Below are 15,428 nucleotides of genomic sequence, written 5' to 3'. Positions count from 1 at the left end.
TGTTATGATTGCCTTTACCCAAGTCGATAACCCGAGAATGGTGCAAGCCTTTATTGATTACATGCGTACACAACATATCGACGTAAAGTTAACGCAAGAAGCGTCGGGGGGGTATGTATTATGGGTACAGGACGATGACCTTTTACCGCGCGTCAAACAAGAATTCAGCGAATTCATGACTGATCCTGACCAAGACAAGTATCACGCGGCGTCTTGGCAAGTAGAACCTAGCCATAGTCCCACTTTTCAGTACCCATCGGGCGACCTCAAGGCTCGCTTTCTTTCGCAACTTGGTCCTTTCACTGCATTAACCTTATTTACTTGTGTGTTAGTTTTTGTACTGCAAAGCATGGGTTATCAAAATCAAGTGTTTGAGCTATTGCACTTTCCAATGGGCGCTTGGCAATACCAGGAGATTTGGCGCTTTATTACTCATGCCATTATGCACTTCTCTGTCGCACATATTGCTTTCAACTTGATTTGGTGGTGGCAGCTAGGTGGCGATGTTGAGAACAAGCTCGGCACTTTCAAACTACTCAGTGTCGCGATTATCTCTGCTGTGATCTCTGGCGGTGCTCAATTTTGGTTCAATGATGCATCGTTTGGCGGACTATCAGGTGTGGTTTATGGTTTGGTTGGATACGTTTGGATAATGGGCGTCAAAAAGCCAGAAAAAGGTCTAGCGTTAGCTAACCCGGTGTTCGGTTTTATGTTGATTTGGTTGATAGTTGGATTTGTTCAACCATTTCTTCCTGTCGCGAATTCAGCCCATGTGGGCGGGCTGATCGCTGGTTTATTGCTGGGCGCGTTTGACGCTATACGTCGTTAAGACGATAAACACATTTTTGGTTAGACTATTGGGTAACTTTTATTGTTGGTACAAATACTTAGTGAAGAGTAAATCAGCAATAATAGTTCTCCCTGTCTCGGGCAAGAGAATTTGATTTAACTGCTCGACCAAAGACTTTCTCAAGTCCTCTCTTCCCGCCAAGGTTTTAATCGTATCTTCAGACTGTTTTCCCATTAGCTCAATCACTGCATCCCGAATGAGGGGCTGGTGTAGCTCGATGATCGGTAGGTCAGTCGCACTCGATACCATAATATCGATACGCACTTGAATATACCCTAGGTCTTTGCCTTTGGTGTAGAAGTTAGTCGTGAGGTCGGGTTCGAGAGTAAAGTAAGCAAGTTGAGGTTCTGCCTCTTTATCTTGAGCAAAAGCCATCGACGTTGATAACAATATCAATGCCATCCAAACCGACTTGACATAAGTTTTTAACATAGTTATTTCTTTTCTTTCTATGTACGACGATATTCGAATCGCTTCTGTCTTGTTACAATGTGCACAACAAAAGCATTAATTTGTGTTAAACGATTGAAAAATCAAGTTTAACCGAAAACGGTCGCAGTAGGGTAGTACTGATGTGAATCAGGAATCAGCGTCTAATTTTTGTTCGCACCAATTTTTCTTTGAACTGTGTGCAACTAAGCCATATTAAGACTGATTCGCCCTATCAACGTGCCCCTTAAGAATACTAGTATGAATCAAGTACATTTGCTGTATTTGTCTGCGCTTCGTGAAGTGCGCTGGCAAAGTCCTAATGATATCGAATTAGTGAACCCAACCATGAATAATTGGTTGCTTGAAACTGGTTCTTTGTCTCAGGTACTTAAAAACAATTGTGATGAACTCACAGTGGAACTTTTGCAAAATACGCCTATTACCCAAGAGCAAATGACCGATGAAGAGATCGCGTTGTTGGACCAGAATACAGGCTGGTCGCGGCAGGTGGTGTTAAAAGGTGATGGTGAAGATTGGGTGGTTGGGCACACCATTATCCCTGAGCAATCTCGACACCATCATACCTTGGATTTGGTCGAACAGGGTGAGGTGCCTATCGGGGTAACCGTATTTGGCGAGCACCAGGTCACCCGAGATGAATTGCAAATCGGGCAAATAGAAATGAATGGCCGAGTACTTATGGCTCGTCGCTCAAGGTTATGGATTAATCAAAAGCCAATTTTAGTTTCCGAGTTATTCTTACCTAATGCGCCGTGTTACCTCAATCAGTCAGAGGTATTGTGATGGACAAACTTATTGCCTATTCACAGCTGATGCGTTTAGAGCGACCGATTGGGACGCTGTTGCTTCTATGGCCGACCCTTTGGGCTCTAGTTGTTGCCGCTGAGGGGATTCCCGATTGGCAAGTTCTGCTGGTGTTTGTGTTGGGAGTATTTTTAATGCGCTCAGCAGGTTGTGTGATTAATGATTTTGCTGACAGACACGTTGATGGCCATGTCGAGCGCACGAAACTAAGACCGTTACCCGCAGGAAAAGTAACCAGCAAAGAAGCCATCACTTTATTTGTTGTTCTTGCGCTCAGTGCATTTGCATTGGTTTTAACGATGAACACGCTAACTATTCAACTGTCTTTTGCTGGTGTGGCGCTGGCTTTTATTTATCCATTTATGAAACGTTTTACCAACCTACCTCAATTGGTATTGGGACTTGCGTTTAGTTGGGCGATTCCGATGGCCTTTGCGGCGCAATCGGGGCAAGTTCCTTGGATTGCTTGGTGGCTCTTTGTCATTAACATTCTTTGGACCATTGCGTATGACACTCAATATGCCATGGTTGATAGAGACGATGACCTAAAGGTTGGCATCAAATCTACTGCAATATTATTTGGCAGGTTCGATAAACTGATTATTGGAGCATTGCAATTGGTAACCTTGACTTTGTTTATTGGGTTGGGGTATTGGTTGGCATTGTCGAGCTACTTCTTTTGGTCTGTACTTGGAATGGCGGCACTTTTCGCCTACCAACAGCACTTAATCAGACATCGAGAACGCAGCCTTTGTTTACAAGCATTTTTAAACAATAATTACGCGGGAATGATAGTGACTGTTGGATTACTTCTGTCATATCTCCTCAGCTAACCCTCAGTTGAATGAAAAACAGCGCCTATTTTAGGCGTTGTTTTTGTCTGGGTAGTAGTAACCTAAATAGTCTGGTCTGGGCTGCTTTCAAACTGAGTTTGATAAATACTTTCTTGAATGGTCATTTTCACTTCTGGCTGTAATAGCGCGTTGAGTTGTTGTGAAAATTTTTGGCTTTTGTCCATCACCACAACGCCATCTTCATCGAAGTAGCCAAGTGATTTTAATGAGTTGTAAAGGGTAGAAAAGACACCTTTGTCGAAGAACTCTGGTGCATTAATTCCATGAAGTTGCCCAAGGCGTTGTGCAATAGCTTGGCTGGCTGATTCGAGTTGGCCTTTGTCGATATTTTGTTCGTTGACCATTAACCCAAGGGTAATGGCATAACGCTGCAGTGTTTCCAGTATGGTTCGACCGAGCAACATCAATGTGTAGGTGTTACTCTGATTAATACTCACAGTTTGCGCCTTTTGGGTGAGAAGTTCTTGAGCAATCAACGCGTGGACATATTCTTCAACTTTGGCATCTAGTTCTTCGAGTGTTACGCCAATAAAAAGTTCTTGTTTAAGCAATGGGAACACGAGACGGACAAACTGCTGAATACTCTCCAAAGACGCGGTTTGCTTACGAATCATGAATTGCGCGATCAAAGACGGTATCGCTAGCAAGTGGATGATGTTATTTCGATAGTAGGTCATCAAAATAGACTGCCCGCGATCGAGTGAAATGATTTCACCCATAGAATCGGTTTCAACAACAAATTTATCTAGAGCAATAGCATGATCAATTAGCTCATTAATTGAGAGCTCAGGTACTGTGTAGGTGCCTGAATAGTTCACCGATTTCAATAGCGACAAGTAACAGTTCAGCTGCTTTTCTAAGCTGTCGCGGCTGAGGGCGCGTTGGCGAGATGCGAGCAATGCGGTGGCACATAGCGTCAGGGCATTGGCGGCAGCTGCGTCATTGATTTTTGTCATCATGTCATCAGCAAGCTGATTTACCACAGGGTTTAACCAGTTCGGACGCGTCATTCCCATACTATCAATGTCATTGGTCCAGTTGGGAACGCGGTCATTTAAATAGTGATTGAGTGTGATTGGCTCGCCAAAATTGACGTAGCCTTGGCCGAAGTTGCGCAGCTTGCGAATCGTTCGAAGAACTAGTCCCGCGTTTTCTTTCTCTTTTCGTTTGCCTTTTAATTCTTTCGCGTAGGTTGCCACTTCCATCACATGCTCATAGCCGATGTAAACCGGTACCAGTGTTACGGGGCGATCTAGCCCTCGTAACATCGCCTGGATGGTCATGGCTAACATACCGGTTTTGGCCGGCAGTAAGCGACCAGTGCGAGAGCGTCCACCTTCGCTAAAGTATTCAACTGAATACCCTTTGGTGAAAAGTTCGGCCAGATACTCTCTAAAAATGGTGGAATAAAGTCGATTACCTTTAAAACTGCGACGCAAAAAGAAGGCACCACCTTTGCGGAATATTGGTCCAGCTGGAAAAAAGTTTAAGTTAATACCAGCGGCGATATGAGGAGGCACCATGCCCTCGTGATAGAGAACGTACGACAGTAACAAATAATCCATATGGCTGCGGTGGCACGGCACATACACAATCTCATGTCCATCTTGAGCAAGCTGCCTTACTGACTGTGCGTTGTTTACATGAATGCCTTGGTAGATACGATTCCATAACCAACCTAAAACACGATCGCCTTTCTTTACTAGGGAGTAAGAAAAATCAGCTGCAATTTCATCCATGATGTCTAGTGCTTCTTTTTTCACAACATCAATGGAGACGTTTTTCGACTGAGCTTCTTCCTGCAACGTTTTTTTGAGTACAGGAGATTCAATCAATCGATTAAACAAAGCTTGGCGCTCTGGGAGGTTAGGACCTGACGCTGCCAATTTCTGTCTTGAGAAGTGGATACGAGATACTCGGGCTATCTTTTTGGCAATAGAAGAATCGGTGCCGTGTTTGTCAGCCATATGTCGCAAAGAAACAACGGGACTGACTCTAACGAGGCAATCTCGTCCTGCTAGCATAACGGCTTTGAATTTTTGCGGGCCGTTGAGTGTTTGTAAATACGCCGTATCTTTCCCTTCTTTGCCCGGCTTTCTGCCCCACATGACGGTAATAGGGACTATAAGGATATCGAGTTCGCGATCTTCTTCATGTAACGTGAGTAGCTTGGAAAATTGCTCAACCGATTCCTTGGGCGCGTTAACATCGCTACTGATTACCGTCTCTCGACTTGAGGTGAAGATAAATCGGTCGAATAATTCGCCGTTAATATTCACGTTAGTTAGGGGGTCGGGTAAACCTATACGTTTGGTTTGCTGCTGAAGTGCGATGAGATCAACGGTTGAGCGATAAGGTAGCGCATAAAAAATAGGCTTATTAGTATCAATTTTGTGATCCGTTATTGGGTTGGAAGGAATGGTTTTTCCTTTAACCAGTATGGATAGGGGGAGTGAAAGCAAAGATACTTGGTTAGTTTTGCCCGCGTTCATAAACAGATTGGCCTCACGCAATTCAATTTCAAACCGCACTGAGATCTATTGGGAACAGTGCGAGCCATAGAATACCAGAAACTGGTCATACCTTTTATTGAAATAATTAACACACCGCAAAGACTGTGATTTCTCAAGTCCTTGTTCACTTTAGCATTGATATGTTGCTTTTATTCTCATACTGGATATACTCACAGTTAACTGTATAAAAAGACAGGTGAATCTAATGAAGCCGTTGACGCCTCGCCAACAACAAGTGTTCGATCTAATTAAAAGTAAAATCGATGAAACCGGTATGCCACCAACTCGAGCGGAAATTGCGCGTGAGTTAGGGTTTAGATCGGCCAACGCGGCGGAAGAGCACCTGAAAGCTCTAGCTCGTAAGCAAGCAATTGAAATCATTCCGGGTGCATCTCGCGGTATTCGTATTTTGCTTGAAGATGCTGCAAACGATGAACAAAGTTTACCGTTAATTGGCCAGGTAGCTGCTGGTGAACCCATTTTGGCTCAAGAGCATGTTGAGTCTCACTACCAAGTCGACCCTACTATGTTCAAACCGAGTGCAGACTTTCTACTTAGAGTTAACGGCGAAAGTATGAAAGACATTGGTATTTTAGACGGTGACTTGTTGGCAGTGCACAAAACTCAAGATGTTCGGGATGGCCAAGTTGTGGTGGCGCGCGTCGATGATGACGTGACAGTTAAGCGCTTAGAAAGAAAAGGCTCGACCGTATTGTTGCACGCGGAAAATGAAGAATTTTCACCAATCCAAGTTGATCTAACTTGTCAGCACCTCACTATTGAAGGACTTGCAGTCGGTATTATTCGAAACACCGACTGGATGTAATAGCAACGACAGTTATTTGTTGATATTAATTCTCATTAATATTGAATCATAAATTGAGATTGATTATCATCTTCTTCTATTGTTGAGGAAGATGATCATGTCTCAAACCCGCCAACGCAATAAAACGCGTTATGACATTCCAGCTGATTTATTGCAGCCCTTATGGTTGAGAAGTCGTGAGAGTCTCAACGACGATCATCTTGTGTACGATCCCATTGCCGCAAGCGCGTGTTCTCGATGTCAACTTGCTCCCGAGTGCTTATCCGGCGATGTTCATCAAAAGCAGTTACTACATGTAACTATGACCAAACTCTGTGATGAACAAGTCAGCAAATTTCTTCAACGTTATCCCGATGGTTGGATTGTTAACTTGGGCGCAGGATTGGATACGCGATTCTATCGAGTTGATAATGGCCGCTGTCACTGGGTTGAACTTGATACCAATGAAAACCTGCTATGGCGAGAAAAGCTATTTCACAAAAGTGAGCGATACAAATTGTTGCAAGGTTCAGTTATCGATTTAACTTGGCTTGAGCAACTTGAAATTCCCGATGGGGCACCTGTGATGGTCGTTTGTGAGCAAGCTTTGCTATCTTGCACGGAAGCGCAGGTTGCATCAGTGATTCAGGGTTTGGGAAGACATTTTGTAAACGCAAGCACGTGTTTAGTCGTTGCGGGAGATCTAGCGTCCAGTTCATTTGGCCGAAAAATGGGTAATAGCAACTATGCGCACGGTTTTCGAGACCCAATCCAATCCGTCTTGCACTATTTACCCTGGGCTAGCTGGAGCAAGGTATTCTCTCCATTAGACCGCAATTGCGACCGTTGGAAATTGTGGCAGCGTTGGGTTCGAAAAATGGGTCGAGTTAAGTATCGTATTTCCCCTGTTTTAGTTCAGTTACGCTGGTAAGCATGCTTGTTTTCGATATTGGTCCTCAATGATATCAACAAGCAGCTTTATTTTTTCGCTCCAAATCGTTTCCTTTTCAATCAAAGCAACATTGAAACGTATACAGTTTTTAAACTGATGCCGTGTGCCAAATAACGTTCCTGGTAATAAACTTATTCCGTTTTGCAGAGCTGATTTGTAAATTGGATAGGTGTCGATCTCTCCGTTGATTTGAAGCCAGCACAAAAAACTGCCATTGGGTTTAAATAGTTGGTACTTTCCAGCCAGTGTCGGGTTCGCGTCGAGTGTTGTTTTCAAACTTTGGATAAAGTACTGCATATTCTTGCTATAGCGCCTACGCATTTTTTTCATATGCAGCTGGTATTTCCCCGTCTTTAAAAATTCGATCAAAGATTGCTGGATTAGGTTTGGACTGCCCATATTTTCCAGAAGTAGCTGACGCTCAATTTGGCTGTGAATTTTGCCAGCTGCTAGCCAACCGATACGCAGCCGCGAGTCCAATGATTTTGATAGTGACGAAACGTAGATGACTCGATCTGATGTATCGAGATTTTTTAAGCTGTCTAGCGGTGTCGAGTAAGACAGTTCTGAAAAAATATCATCCTCAATAATGGGTAGGTTTTGGGTAGTATCTAGTAGCTGAATTCTATTCGACAAAGGCATTTGAGAGCCGGATGGGTTATTGAAGTTTGGCGTTACGATTAGAGCTTTTAAATCCCATTTAGCCAATGCTTGTCTTACCAGCTCTATTTGAATACCGGTTATGGGATCACTAGGTATTTCTACGACTTTGAGCTCAAGGGACTCTGCCATTAATAAGACACCAAAGTAACAAGGCGACTCCACGGCAATAATATCACCGGGAGAAGTAATTGCCCGTAACGCCATAGTGATGGCAGGTTGAGCGCCCATAGTGACAATGATGTCATCAGCTCCAATATCTACCTTCCTTTGCTTGGCAATTAAACTTAATTGCTGTCTTAACTCTTTTGAGCCAGGCGGAAGCTGGTAATGGCTTGGAGAGTTGGCTTGAAGACGACTTTGTCTACCGATTTCAGCGTATAAAGACCGGATTTCTGGTGTATCAACGTAAGGATGTGCCGAACCTGCTGCCATTGGCATGTTGAGAGTGGGATGATGCAAGATGTCTTTGGTAATGCTGTCAGCATTAACAACCTGAGGCGAAGCAGCTAGGGGCACCTTCTGGGCTTCTAGGTCTAGGTTGTTGGCGATTACAAATCCAGAACGAGGTACCGATTCAACCATGCCTTGAGCTTCGAGTTCTTGATAGGCTCTGATCACCGAATTTTTGGCTACGTTTAACTGAATACTTAGCGCTCGAATCGAAGGTAGCGACTGCCCGGGACTCAACCGCAAGTCCTGAATGTGTTTTTTTATGTGTTCTTCAACAAATCGATAGCGAGTGGATTTCATCTGTAACCAAAAAACTAAGTAAATCTGTGTCTACTACAAGCAACTGTAACCTAATAGATTAAAACCTCAATGGGTAACTGGGAAATACGTATGTTTATAAAAGTCGCGCCTTTTTTGTTTGTCATTTTATGGGCGACAGGATTTGTAGGAGCAAAATTTGGACTGGCATACGCGGAACCCGCCACTTTGTTAGCCATTCGTATGATGTTTACAGTCTTGCTATTTTTAGGACTGCTTAGCGTGTTCAAGAGACAATTACCCAGAGGAAAGGCTTTTACTCATCATGCCGTATCTGGTCTGTTGATTCACGGTCTGTATTTGTGTGGAGTTTGGCAAGCAATAGAGTGGGGGATGCCAGCAGGTCTTTCGTCGCTGCTAGTCGGCACTCAGCCGATTTTGACTGCCTTTATAATGGTCAGTGTGGCGAACGAGAAATTCCGATTAAGTCAGTGGCTCGGTATATTTTTAGGCTGGGTTGGAATCAGCTTGGTGCTACTAGGTGATATTGAATGGCAGCCCGACGCGAATAAATTTGGTGCCATTGCCTTGTGTATTGTTGCTTTACTGGGTATTACCTTAGGTACTTTGTATCAGAAGCGCTACTGCGCAGGGCAAGAACTTCTGGGTGCCGCGACTGTTCAGTACATTGCTGCTGGGGTGTTTTACTCACTAGTTGCATTGGCTTTTGAGGAGCGAACGGTTAATTGGAACTGGCAACTTGCCGCTGTTATGGCATGGATGGTGTTGGTTTTATCTTGTGTCGCTATTTTATTGTTGCTTTACATGGTAGAGAAAGGCGCGGCATCAAAAGTCGCTAGTGTTTTCTATTTGGTACCACCCGTAGCTGCCGTGCAATCGTGGATTGCATTTGACGAGCGATTGGGGTGGGCTGGCATCATGGGGTTTGTTACCGCCGCGTTTGCTGTTTATTTGGTGGTTAAGGAGCCGAGACAAGGCAAGCTCTCTCAAAATTAGGTAGCCTCTGAAACACAATAAAAAGGGAGCCAGATGGCTCCCTTTGCGATGATAGTTTCAGGTTAGAACAATCGATTGAGTCCATTCAGTGCAGCAACACGATAGGCTTCAGCCATGGTTGGGTAGTTGAATGTGGTTTTGACAAAGTACTCAATAGTATTGGCTTCACCTTTCTGTTCCATAATGGCTTGCCCAATGTGGATGATTTCGGCGGCGCGCTCACCAAAACAATGGATACCGAGAATTTCTTTGGTTTCGCGATGAAACAGAATCTTCAAACTGCCCACATCTTTTCCCGCAATTTGTGCTCGAGCTAGGTGTTTGAATGATGAACGACCAACCTCATACGGTACTTTTGCAGCCGTTAGCTCCTGTTCAGTTTTGCCAACGGAACTGATTTCCGGAATGGTGTAGATACCAGTTGGGATATCAACGATGAGTTGGTTCGTCGCCTGACCTTTAGTAATGGCTTGCGCCACAAAGCGACCTTGGTCATAAGCGGCGCTTGCCAAGCTTGGATAGCCGATTACATCGCCAACCGCATATATGTGTTCAACATCGGTTTGGTAGTTACTGTTTACCTTCAACTGTCCACGCGAGTCAGCCTCTAGACCCGCTGACTCAAGGTTCAGTTTGTCTGTATTACCCGTACGGCCATTGGCATAGAGAATGCAATCTGCACGCATTTTCTTGCCCGATTCCAAATGAACAATTACGCCATCTTCCGTACCTTCGATTTTTTCGTAGGTTTCGTCATTGCGAATCACAACGCCGTTATTCCAGAAGTGGTAACTAAGTGCATCAGACACTTCATTGTCGAGAAATGCTAGCAGGCGATCACGAGTGTTGATCAAATCTGTTTTGACACCTAAACCACGGAAAATAGAAGCATACTCACAGCCAATAACACCCGCACCGTAGATGATGATGTGTTTTGGATCGTGTTTAAGGTTGAGGATTGAGTCACTGTCGTAAATACGGTCGTGTTCAAAGTCGACGTTAGTTGGGTGGTATGGGCGAGATCCAGTCGCAATGATAAATTTGTCAGCAGAATAGATATCCTGTGTGCCATCTGGACGAGTAATTTGAATCGTATTCGCGTCTTTAAACTCGGCAGTACCAAAGATTAGCTCACACGCATTGCGGTCGTAAAAACCTTGTCTTAATCGAGTTTGTTTGTCGATAACAGATTTTGCGTGGCCAAGAATATCAAAGAAAGTGGAATGTAAGCTTGAGTTGTTGTGGCAAAAAAGAGGGTTGCTGTTGAATTCTATGATGCGACTGACCGCATGTCTCAAGGCTTTAGAAGGTATGGTTCCCCAGTGGGTACATCCTCCACCAACACTGGTTTCTTTTTCAACAATGGCAACATTGAGCCCTGCTTTGGCCAACCCCATTGCAGCGCCTTCTCCTCCGGGGCCACTACCGATAACGATGACATCAAAGTGGTTACTCTTGGGCATACAGAAATTTCCTTTTGTTATTATGCTTTAACATTGCTTTATCGATATTTTAACCCAATATCGGACCAGTTCCATGATGGCAGCACTAGAGAGTCGATGAGATCACGCAGTTTATTCGGAAGAATCAATTCCATAATAGTTTGCGAACAATACTAAAAGATGGAAGTTTGTTGTCTTATCGACATCCTTGAAACCATGTATAGTTGGACTAAATTTAGCTGTTGAACCGAATAATCATGGGTGTAAGAGCACAACAAAAAGAAAAAACACGCCGTTCACTTATCGACGCAGCTTTTCGCCAGTTGAGTGCCGAGAGAAGCTTTTCTAATTTAAGTTTGCGTGAAGTTTCTAGAGAGGCTGGTATTGCGCCCACTTCTTTTTACCACCACTTTGACGATATGAATCAACTAGGTTTAACTATGGTTGATGAAGGTGGCTTGTTGCTTCGCCAACTAATGCGCCAGGCGAGACAACGAATCGTAAAAGAAGGCAGTGTTATTCGAACGTCAGTTGAAACCTTCATGGAGTTTATTGATAACAGCCCGAACGTGTTTCGTTTATTACTTCGAGAACGTTCAGGTGCATCTGCCGAATTTAGAACGGCGGTGGCTCGAGAGATTCAGCACTTCTCCGCGGAGTTGACGGAATATTTGGTCATAACAGGTGTGAATCGAGAAGATGCCCAGATTCAAGCAGAGGCATCGGTGACCTTAGTATTTACCTCTGGGGCAGAAGCTTTGGACTTAGACAAAGACGAAAGAGAGATGCTGTCAGAGCGGTTGATAAAGCAGCTTCGTATGTTATCGAAAGGCGCGCACTGGTATCATCAAAATAGAGCACCAAAAGAATTGTAAAAAATGCATCTGTTGTATGGGTGCAGTGTTTAATCAAAAATCAGGATTGAGCTATGAGCGAAGACAACACAACCACTGATGTGACCTCTGAACGCAAAACTCTCGTTTTGGCCTTGATAGCTGGCATGTCGGCAGATGCGCTGCTTTCTTGGATGACAATGGATGCAGTAAGTTTTTCTATTTTTCCTTTTATAGCCTTGGTGTTGTCAGTACAAGCGCTTTATCAGGAGTACTTGCGCAGCCCAGTCTCTGAGGATATTCCTTTAGTCGGACTCGCGTGTTTCTTCGTTGGGGCATTCGGGCATTCAGCGACTATAAAAGCGCAGTATCCAGACTCAGGTTCTAGCTTCTTCTCTATAATAATGTTGCTAATTCTTTTGCTGTGGATTGGCAAAAAGTTAGGGTACTTAGGACGGCCTGCGTCGACACAGACTTCTGAATAGTAAAAAACCGCCAATTGGCGGTTTTTTTGATTTATTTTCTTTCCAGTAACACACCAGCTTCAATGTGGTGGGTGTATGGGAACTGATCAAACAGCGCAAAACGAGTCACATTGTGTGTTTCGCCAAGTAGGTCTAAGTTCTCTTTTAAAGTCTCAGGGTTGCATGAGATATAAAGGATACGATCGTATTTTTGCACCATTTTACAGGTGTCGATATCCATTCCCGCACGTGGTGGGTCAACAAAAATGGTATTGCACTGGTAGGATTGAAGGTCAACGTTAGCTTGTTTTAAACGGCGGAACTCTCTTTTGCCTTCCATCGCCTCGGTAAACTCTTCAGCAGACATTCTGATAATGGTGACGTTATCGATTTTGTTCGCGGCTATATTGAATTGTGCAGATTCCACAGAAGGCTTTGCAAGTTCAGTTGCTAGAACACGATTGAAGTTTTGAGCTAGGGCCAGTGAGAAGTTGCCATTACCACAATAGAGTTCTAATAAATCACCTTGACTGTCGCGTGTGCAATCTACAGCCCACTCCAACATCTTCTCAGCGACTTTTCCATTAGGTTGAGTAAAGCTATTCTCGACCTGCTGATAAATCAATTCTTGTCCGTGAACGTTGAGTTTTTCAATCACATAATCTTGGTCTAGAACGATCTTCATTTTACGAGCTCGCCCTATTAAATTTATCTTATAACCTTGTTCGACAAATTCAGCCTTCAGCGCTTGAGCGGCTTGTTTCCAATCGTCATCCAGCGGACGGTGATAAAGTAAAGAAACCAAAATCTCGCCGCTTAATGTTGATAAGAAATCCACTTGAAAAAGTTTGCGACGCAGCACATCTACATTGCGAATGGATGCAACAAGCTTTTCCATCATGTCATTAATCAGGATGCTCGCCGCTGGAAACTGATCTACACGATACTTCTCTCGAGTTTCTTGATTAAACATGATGTAGTAAAGGTCATCACCTTCGTGCCAAACACGAAATTCCGCTCTCATTCTGTAGTGTGTTTCAGGAGAAGGGAATACCTCCAACTCTGGTACACCGTAAGGCTGAAAAGCTTCTTTCATACGAACGGTTTTTTCATCAAGCTGTTCTTGATAGCGAAGAGGGTTCAGGTCAAGCGAAGCCATGTATCACCTATTTGTGTGTAAGTCAGTTGGAGCGCAGATTCTATTCAATCTTAGACTGATGTCCAGCAATAGCGAAAGAACTCAAGTTGATGGGACTGTGTGAGTTCAAGGTTTATTGACGAGTGATTGACAATGAAATTACCGTCCTTGTTAGGATGTCGTTTCGGTGTACAACCTCTCAGAGATTGAGGGTGCATGATTGTAACTTACAAACAAACAGCTAGAATCGTCGACGAGAATAGTATTGAAGGAAATTGTTTTGGAAAAGCAGCCCTCAATTTTGGTATTTGATTCAGGCGTCGGCGGCCTTTCCGTTTACCAAGACATCCGTGCTTTGTTACCAAATGCTCGATTTGTCTATTTATTTGACAACGACGCGTACCCATATGGCGAGTTAGACGACGATACATTGATTGTTCGTACAACGGCGTTAATTGACCAAGTTTGCAAATCCCATCAGATTGATATCATAGTCGTTGCTTGTAACACGGCGAGTACAATAGCTTTGCCTGCTTTACGAGATAAACTCTCGATACCGGTAGTTGGCGTTGTGCCAGCGATAAAGCCCGCGGCTAAAATAGCCCGCAAAGGTATTGGAATCATAGCGACACAGGCTACTGTCAACCGCGAATACACTGAGGCTTTGGTCAAAGAGTTTGCTCCTTCTATTCCGGTATACAAGTTAGGTAGCACTGAATTAGTTCAAATTGCGGAATCAAAACTTCGTGGCCATGACGTTGACCGAGAGCAACTCGCCGAGATTCTTATGCCAATGGCCGCTCAGATAGATGTGTTGGTATTGGCTTGCACGCACTTCCCTCTAATTAGAGAAGAGATCAGCAAAGTGTTAGGTGACAGTATTGTGCTGGTGGATTCAGGAAAAGCTATAGCGAGAAGAGTAACAGCACTATTAGATGTAGGGAGTTTAAAACAGGAAGACGATGCTTTCGATGGCAATCTAGTCTTTTGTACTAAGAGTATTAATGGGCAGGGACTAAACGCATCACTCAGAAAGCTTGACTTGAGTGATGCGAATGTTATTACTGTTCCGGTTTCCTAGCTTCGTTTGCTTCTCTTACTTTAAGTGTACGTGACATAAAATCAGTATCGTTTAAAGCAGAAATCGTTTTATTTGCGTCAGCTTGTGCCATCACGACAAACCCAAACCCACGTCTTTTGCCCGTTCTCTTGTCTTTCATTAGACGAACCGCAACGACTTCGCCGTGCTGACCGAAATGATCGCGTACATCATTTTCATGTGCACGGTAAGGTAGATTACCCACATATAAAGTCGTTGTTGGTTTTTCAGCAGAAGCTTTGCTTTGGCGAGAAGATGTGTTTTTTGGTTTGGTAATATAAGTGAGTAGGAAGTAGCAGCCAATGACACCAGACAAAAATGCTACTGAAGGTTCAATTCGAAATTGAGTTAACGCAAAGGCGCCAACTAACCCAAATAATACGGTTACAAGCGGTGCTCTATTAATAGCCATAAAATATTCAATCGCTCAATTGGAATTAATTCAAAGTCTTATCATTATAAGTAGACAGATAGTACGTTTATGGTTGATGTTTTTCCAACCAATTGATGTGACTGGACTCAAATGTTGACGAGTAAGTCCAATAACACTGATCGTTTTAATTGTAACCAATCAGAAATAAAATTGAAAAAAACACTTGCGCGTGAATCTTTGCTCCCTATAATGCGCATCCACCGACACGGGAGAGCAACGAATCAAACGAGTCGGAAAGAGGTTCAAAAAAGAGTTTCAAAAAGTGTTTGACACTGAAGATTAACTCGCTAGAATGCACCTCCGCTTCGAAGGGTAACCGGACAAGCAAACAGGCTGAGAAGCCTCTCTTTTATAGAGGAACGCTCTTTAACAATATAAACCTATCAATCTGTGTGGGCAC

General features: G+C 43.7%; 15 protein-coding genes. 9 read left to right on the top strand and 6 right to left on the bottom strand.

The window, feature by feature from the left end; translation table 11 throughout:
- Positions 1–4: 4 nt before the first annotated feature.
- Complete coding sequence (glpG, locus tag ACXAFJ_RS19610) at positions 5–829, top strand: rhomboid family intramembrane serine protease GlpG (RefSeq protein WP_475325826.1); 825 nt, start codon at positions 5–7, stop codon at positions 827–829.
- A gap of 39 nt (positions 830–868) precedes the next feature.
- On the opposite strand, the gene ACXAFJ_RS19605 is transcribed toward glpG, so the two are convergent.
- Positions 869–1,282: a flagellar basal body-associated protein FliL gene (locus ACXAFJ_RS19605; protein ID WP_475325825.1), complete on the bottom strand. Its 414-nt coding sequence runs from the start codon at positions 1,280–1,282 to the stop codon at positions 869–871.
- A gap of 258 nt (positions 1,283–1,540) precedes the next feature.
- Between ACXAFJ_RS19605 and ACXAFJ_RS19600 the strand changes: the two genes are divergently transcribed.
- Together ACXAFJ_RS19600 and ubiA are read left to right on the top strand one after the other, a co-directional pair.
- Positions 1,541–2,086 carry a chorismate lyase gene (locus tag ACXAFJ_RS19600; RefSeq protein WP_475325824.1) on the top strand — a complete coding sequence of 182 codons (546 nt, stop codon included), beginning with the start codon at positions 1,541–1,543 and terminating at the stop codon, positions 2,084–2,086.
- A complete protein-coding gene (gene ubiA, locus ACXAFJ_RS19595; protein ID WP_475325822.1) occupies positions 2,086–2,940 on the top strand; it encodes a 4-hydroxybenzoate octaprenyltransferase in 855 nt (284 codons plus the stop codon). Before ACXAFJ_RS19600 ends, ubiA begins: the two co-directional genes overlap by 1 nt.
- Before the next feature lie 62 nt (positions 2,941–3,002).
- Here the strand turns inward: ubiA and plsB are convergent, their stop codons facing one another.
- Positions 3,003–5,453 (bottom strand): glycerol-3-phosphate 1-O-acyltransferase PlsB, encoded by a 2,451-nt coding sequence (plsB, locus tag ACXAFJ_RS19590; RefSeq protein ID WP_475325996.1) that lies wholly within the window; start codon positions 5,451–5,453, stop codon positions 3,003–3,005.
- Positions 5,454–5,679: 226 nt separating this feature from the next.
- On the opposite strand from plsB, the gene lexA reads away from it, so the two are divergent.
- Both lexA and ACXAFJ_RS19580 read left to right on the top strand, forming a co-directional pair.
- Complete coding sequence (gene lexA, locus ACXAFJ_RS19585) at positions 5,680–6,300, top strand: transcriptional repressor LexA (RefSeq protein WP_475325821.1); 621 nt, start codon at positions 5,680–5,682, stop codon at positions 6,298–6,300.
- Between the two features lie 97 nt (positions 6,301–6,397).
- Positions 6,398–7,210: a class I SAM-dependent methyltransferase gene (locus ACXAFJ_RS19580; RefSeq protein WP_475325819.1), complete on the top strand. Its 813-nt coding sequence runs from the start codon at positions 6,398–6,400 to the stop codon at positions 7,208–7,210.
- Here ACXAFJ_RS19580 and ACXAFJ_RS19575 read toward each other — a convergent pair.
- On the bottom strand, positions 7,199–8,644 hold the full coding sequence (locus tag ACXAFJ_RS19575; protein WP_475325818.1) for an aminotransferase-like domain-containing protein: 1,446 nt from the start codon (positions 8,642–8,644) through the stop codon (positions 7,199–7,201). The two genes, ACXAFJ_RS19580 and ACXAFJ_RS19575, sit on opposite strands and share 12 nt — an antisense overlap.
- Before the next feature lie 90 nt (positions 8,645–8,734).
- Between ACXAFJ_RS19575 and ACXAFJ_RS19570 the strand changes: the two genes are divergently transcribed.
- Positions 8,735–9,619 (top strand): DMT family transporter, encoded by an 885-nt coding sequence (locus tag ACXAFJ_RS19570; RefSeq protein WP_475325817.1) that lies wholly within the window; start codon positions 8,735–8,737, stop codon positions 9,617–9,619.
- Between the two features lie 62 nt (positions 9,620–9,681).
- Here the strand turns inward: ACXAFJ_RS19570 and sthA are convergent, their stop codons facing one another.
- Positions 9,682–11,082: a Si-specific NAD(P)(+) transhydrogenase gene (gene sthA / locus ACXAFJ_RS19565; RefSeq protein WP_475325815.1), complete on the bottom strand. Its 1,401-nt coding sequence runs from the start codon at positions 11,080–11,082 to the stop codon at positions 9,682–9,684.
- Between the two features lie 236 nt (positions 11,083–11,318).
- On the opposite strand from sthA, the gene fabR reads away from it, so the two are divergent.
- Both fabR and ACXAFJ_RS19555 read left to right on the top strand, forming a co-directional pair.
- Positions 11,319–11,936 carry an HTH-type transcriptional repressor FabR gene (gene fabR, locus ACXAFJ_RS19560; protein ID WP_475325813.1) on the top strand — a complete coding sequence of 206 codons (618 nt, stop codon included), beginning with the start codon at positions 11,319–11,321 and terminating at the stop codon, positions 11,934–11,936.
- A 53-nt stretch (positions 11,937–11,989) separates the two neighbouring features.
- The gene (locus ACXAFJ_RS19555) at positions 11,990–12,379 is read left to right on the top strand and encodes a YijD family membrane protein (RefSeq protein ID WP_475325812.1); all 390 of its coding nucleotides are present in this window, start codon (positions 11,990–11,992) and stop codon (positions 12,377–12,379) included.
- 31 nt (positions 12,380–12,410) lie between these two features.
- Here ACXAFJ_RS19555 and trmA read toward each other — a convergent pair whose 3' ends face one another.
- Positions 12,411–13,517: a tRNA (uridine(54)-C5)-methyltransferase TrmA gene (gene trmA, locus ACXAFJ_RS19550; protein ID WP_475325811.1), complete on the bottom strand. Its 1,107-nt coding sequence runs from the start codon at positions 13,515–13,517 to the stop codon at positions 12,411–12,413.
- 253 nt (positions 13,518–13,770) lie between these two features.
- Here trmA and murI point away from each other — a divergent pair, with 253 nt between their 5' ends.
- Positions 13,771–14,577: a glutamate racemase gene (gene murI, locus ACXAFJ_RS19545; RefSeq protein WP_475325995.1), complete on the top strand. Its 807-nt coding sequence runs from the start codon at positions 13,771–13,773 to the stop codon at positions 14,575–14,577.
- On the opposite strand, the gene ACXAFJ_RS19540 is transcribed toward murI, so the two are convergent.
- Positions 14,558–15,007: an RNA recognition motif domain-containing protein gene (locus ACXAFJ_RS19540; protein ID WP_475325809.1), complete on the bottom strand. Its 450-nt coding sequence runs from the start codon at positions 15,005–15,007 to the stop codon at positions 14,558–14,560. The two genes, murI and ACXAFJ_RS19540, sit on opposite strands and share 20 nt — an antisense overlap.
- Positions 15,008–15,428 lie beyond the last annotated feature (421 nt).

This window comes from Vibrio sp. ABH4_348 (genome assembly GCF_056159765.1).
Note: the sequence above shows the minus strand (reverse complement) of the source record. Positions and strands in the feature narration are given on the sequence as shown.

Excerpts from the sequence above, each read along its gene's own strand:
- glpG (WP_475325826.1), top strand. The coding sequence starts at position 5 with ATGATTGCCTTTACCCAAGTCGATAACCCGAGAATGGTGCAAGCCTTT.
- ACXAFJ_RS19605 (WP_475325825.1), bottom strand. The coding sequence starts at position 1,282 with ATGTTAAAAACTTATGTCAAGTCGGTTTGGATGGCATTGATATTGTTA.
- ACXAFJ_RS19600 (WP_475325824.1), top strand. The coding sequence starts at position 1,541 with ATGAATCAAGTACATTTGCTGTATTTGTCTGCGCTTCGTGAAGTGCGC.
- ubiA (WP_475325822.1), top strand. The coding sequence starts at position 2,086 with ATGGACAAACTTATTGCCTATTCACAGCTGATGCGTTTAGAGCGACCG.
- plsB (WP_475325996.1), bottom strand. The coding sequence starts at position 5,453 with ATGAACGCGGGCAAAACTAACCAAGTATCTTTGCTTTCACTCCCCCTA.
- lexA (WP_475325821.1), top strand. The coding sequence starts at position 5,680 with ATGAAGCCGTTGACGCCTCGCCAACAACAAGTGTTCGATCTAATTAAA.
- ACXAFJ_RS19580 (WP_475325819.1), top strand. The coding sequence starts at position 6,398 with ATGTCTCAAACCCGCCAACGCAATAAAACGCGTTATGACATTCCAGCT.
- ACXAFJ_RS19575 (WP_475325818.1), bottom strand. The coding sequence starts at position 8,644 with ATGAAATCCACTCGCTATCGATTTGTTGAAGAACACATAAAAAAACAC.
- ACXAFJ_RS19570 (WP_475325817.1), top strand. The coding sequence starts at position 8,735 with ATGTTTATAAAAGTCGCGCCTTTTTTGTTTGTCATTTTATGGGCGACA.
- sthA (WP_475325815.1), bottom strand. The coding sequence starts at position 11,082 with ATGCCCAAGAGTAACCACTTTGATGTCATCGTTATCGGTAGTGGCCCC.
- fabR (WP_475325813.1), top strand. The coding sequence starts at position 11,319 with ATGGGTGTAAGAGCACAACAAAAAGAAAAAACACGCCGTTCACTTATC.
- ACXAFJ_RS19555 (WP_475325812.1), top strand. The coding sequence starts at position 11,990 with ATGAGCGAAGACAACACAACCACTGATGTGACCTCTGAACGCAAAACT.
- trmA (WP_475325811.1), bottom strand. The coding sequence starts at position 13,517 with ATGGCTTCGCTTGACCTGAACCCTCTTCGCTATCAAGAACAGCTTGAT.
- ACXAFJ_RS19540 (WP_475325809.1), bottom strand. The coding sequence starts at position 15,007 with ATGGCTATTAATAGAGCACCGCTTGTAACCGTATTATTTGGGTTAGTT.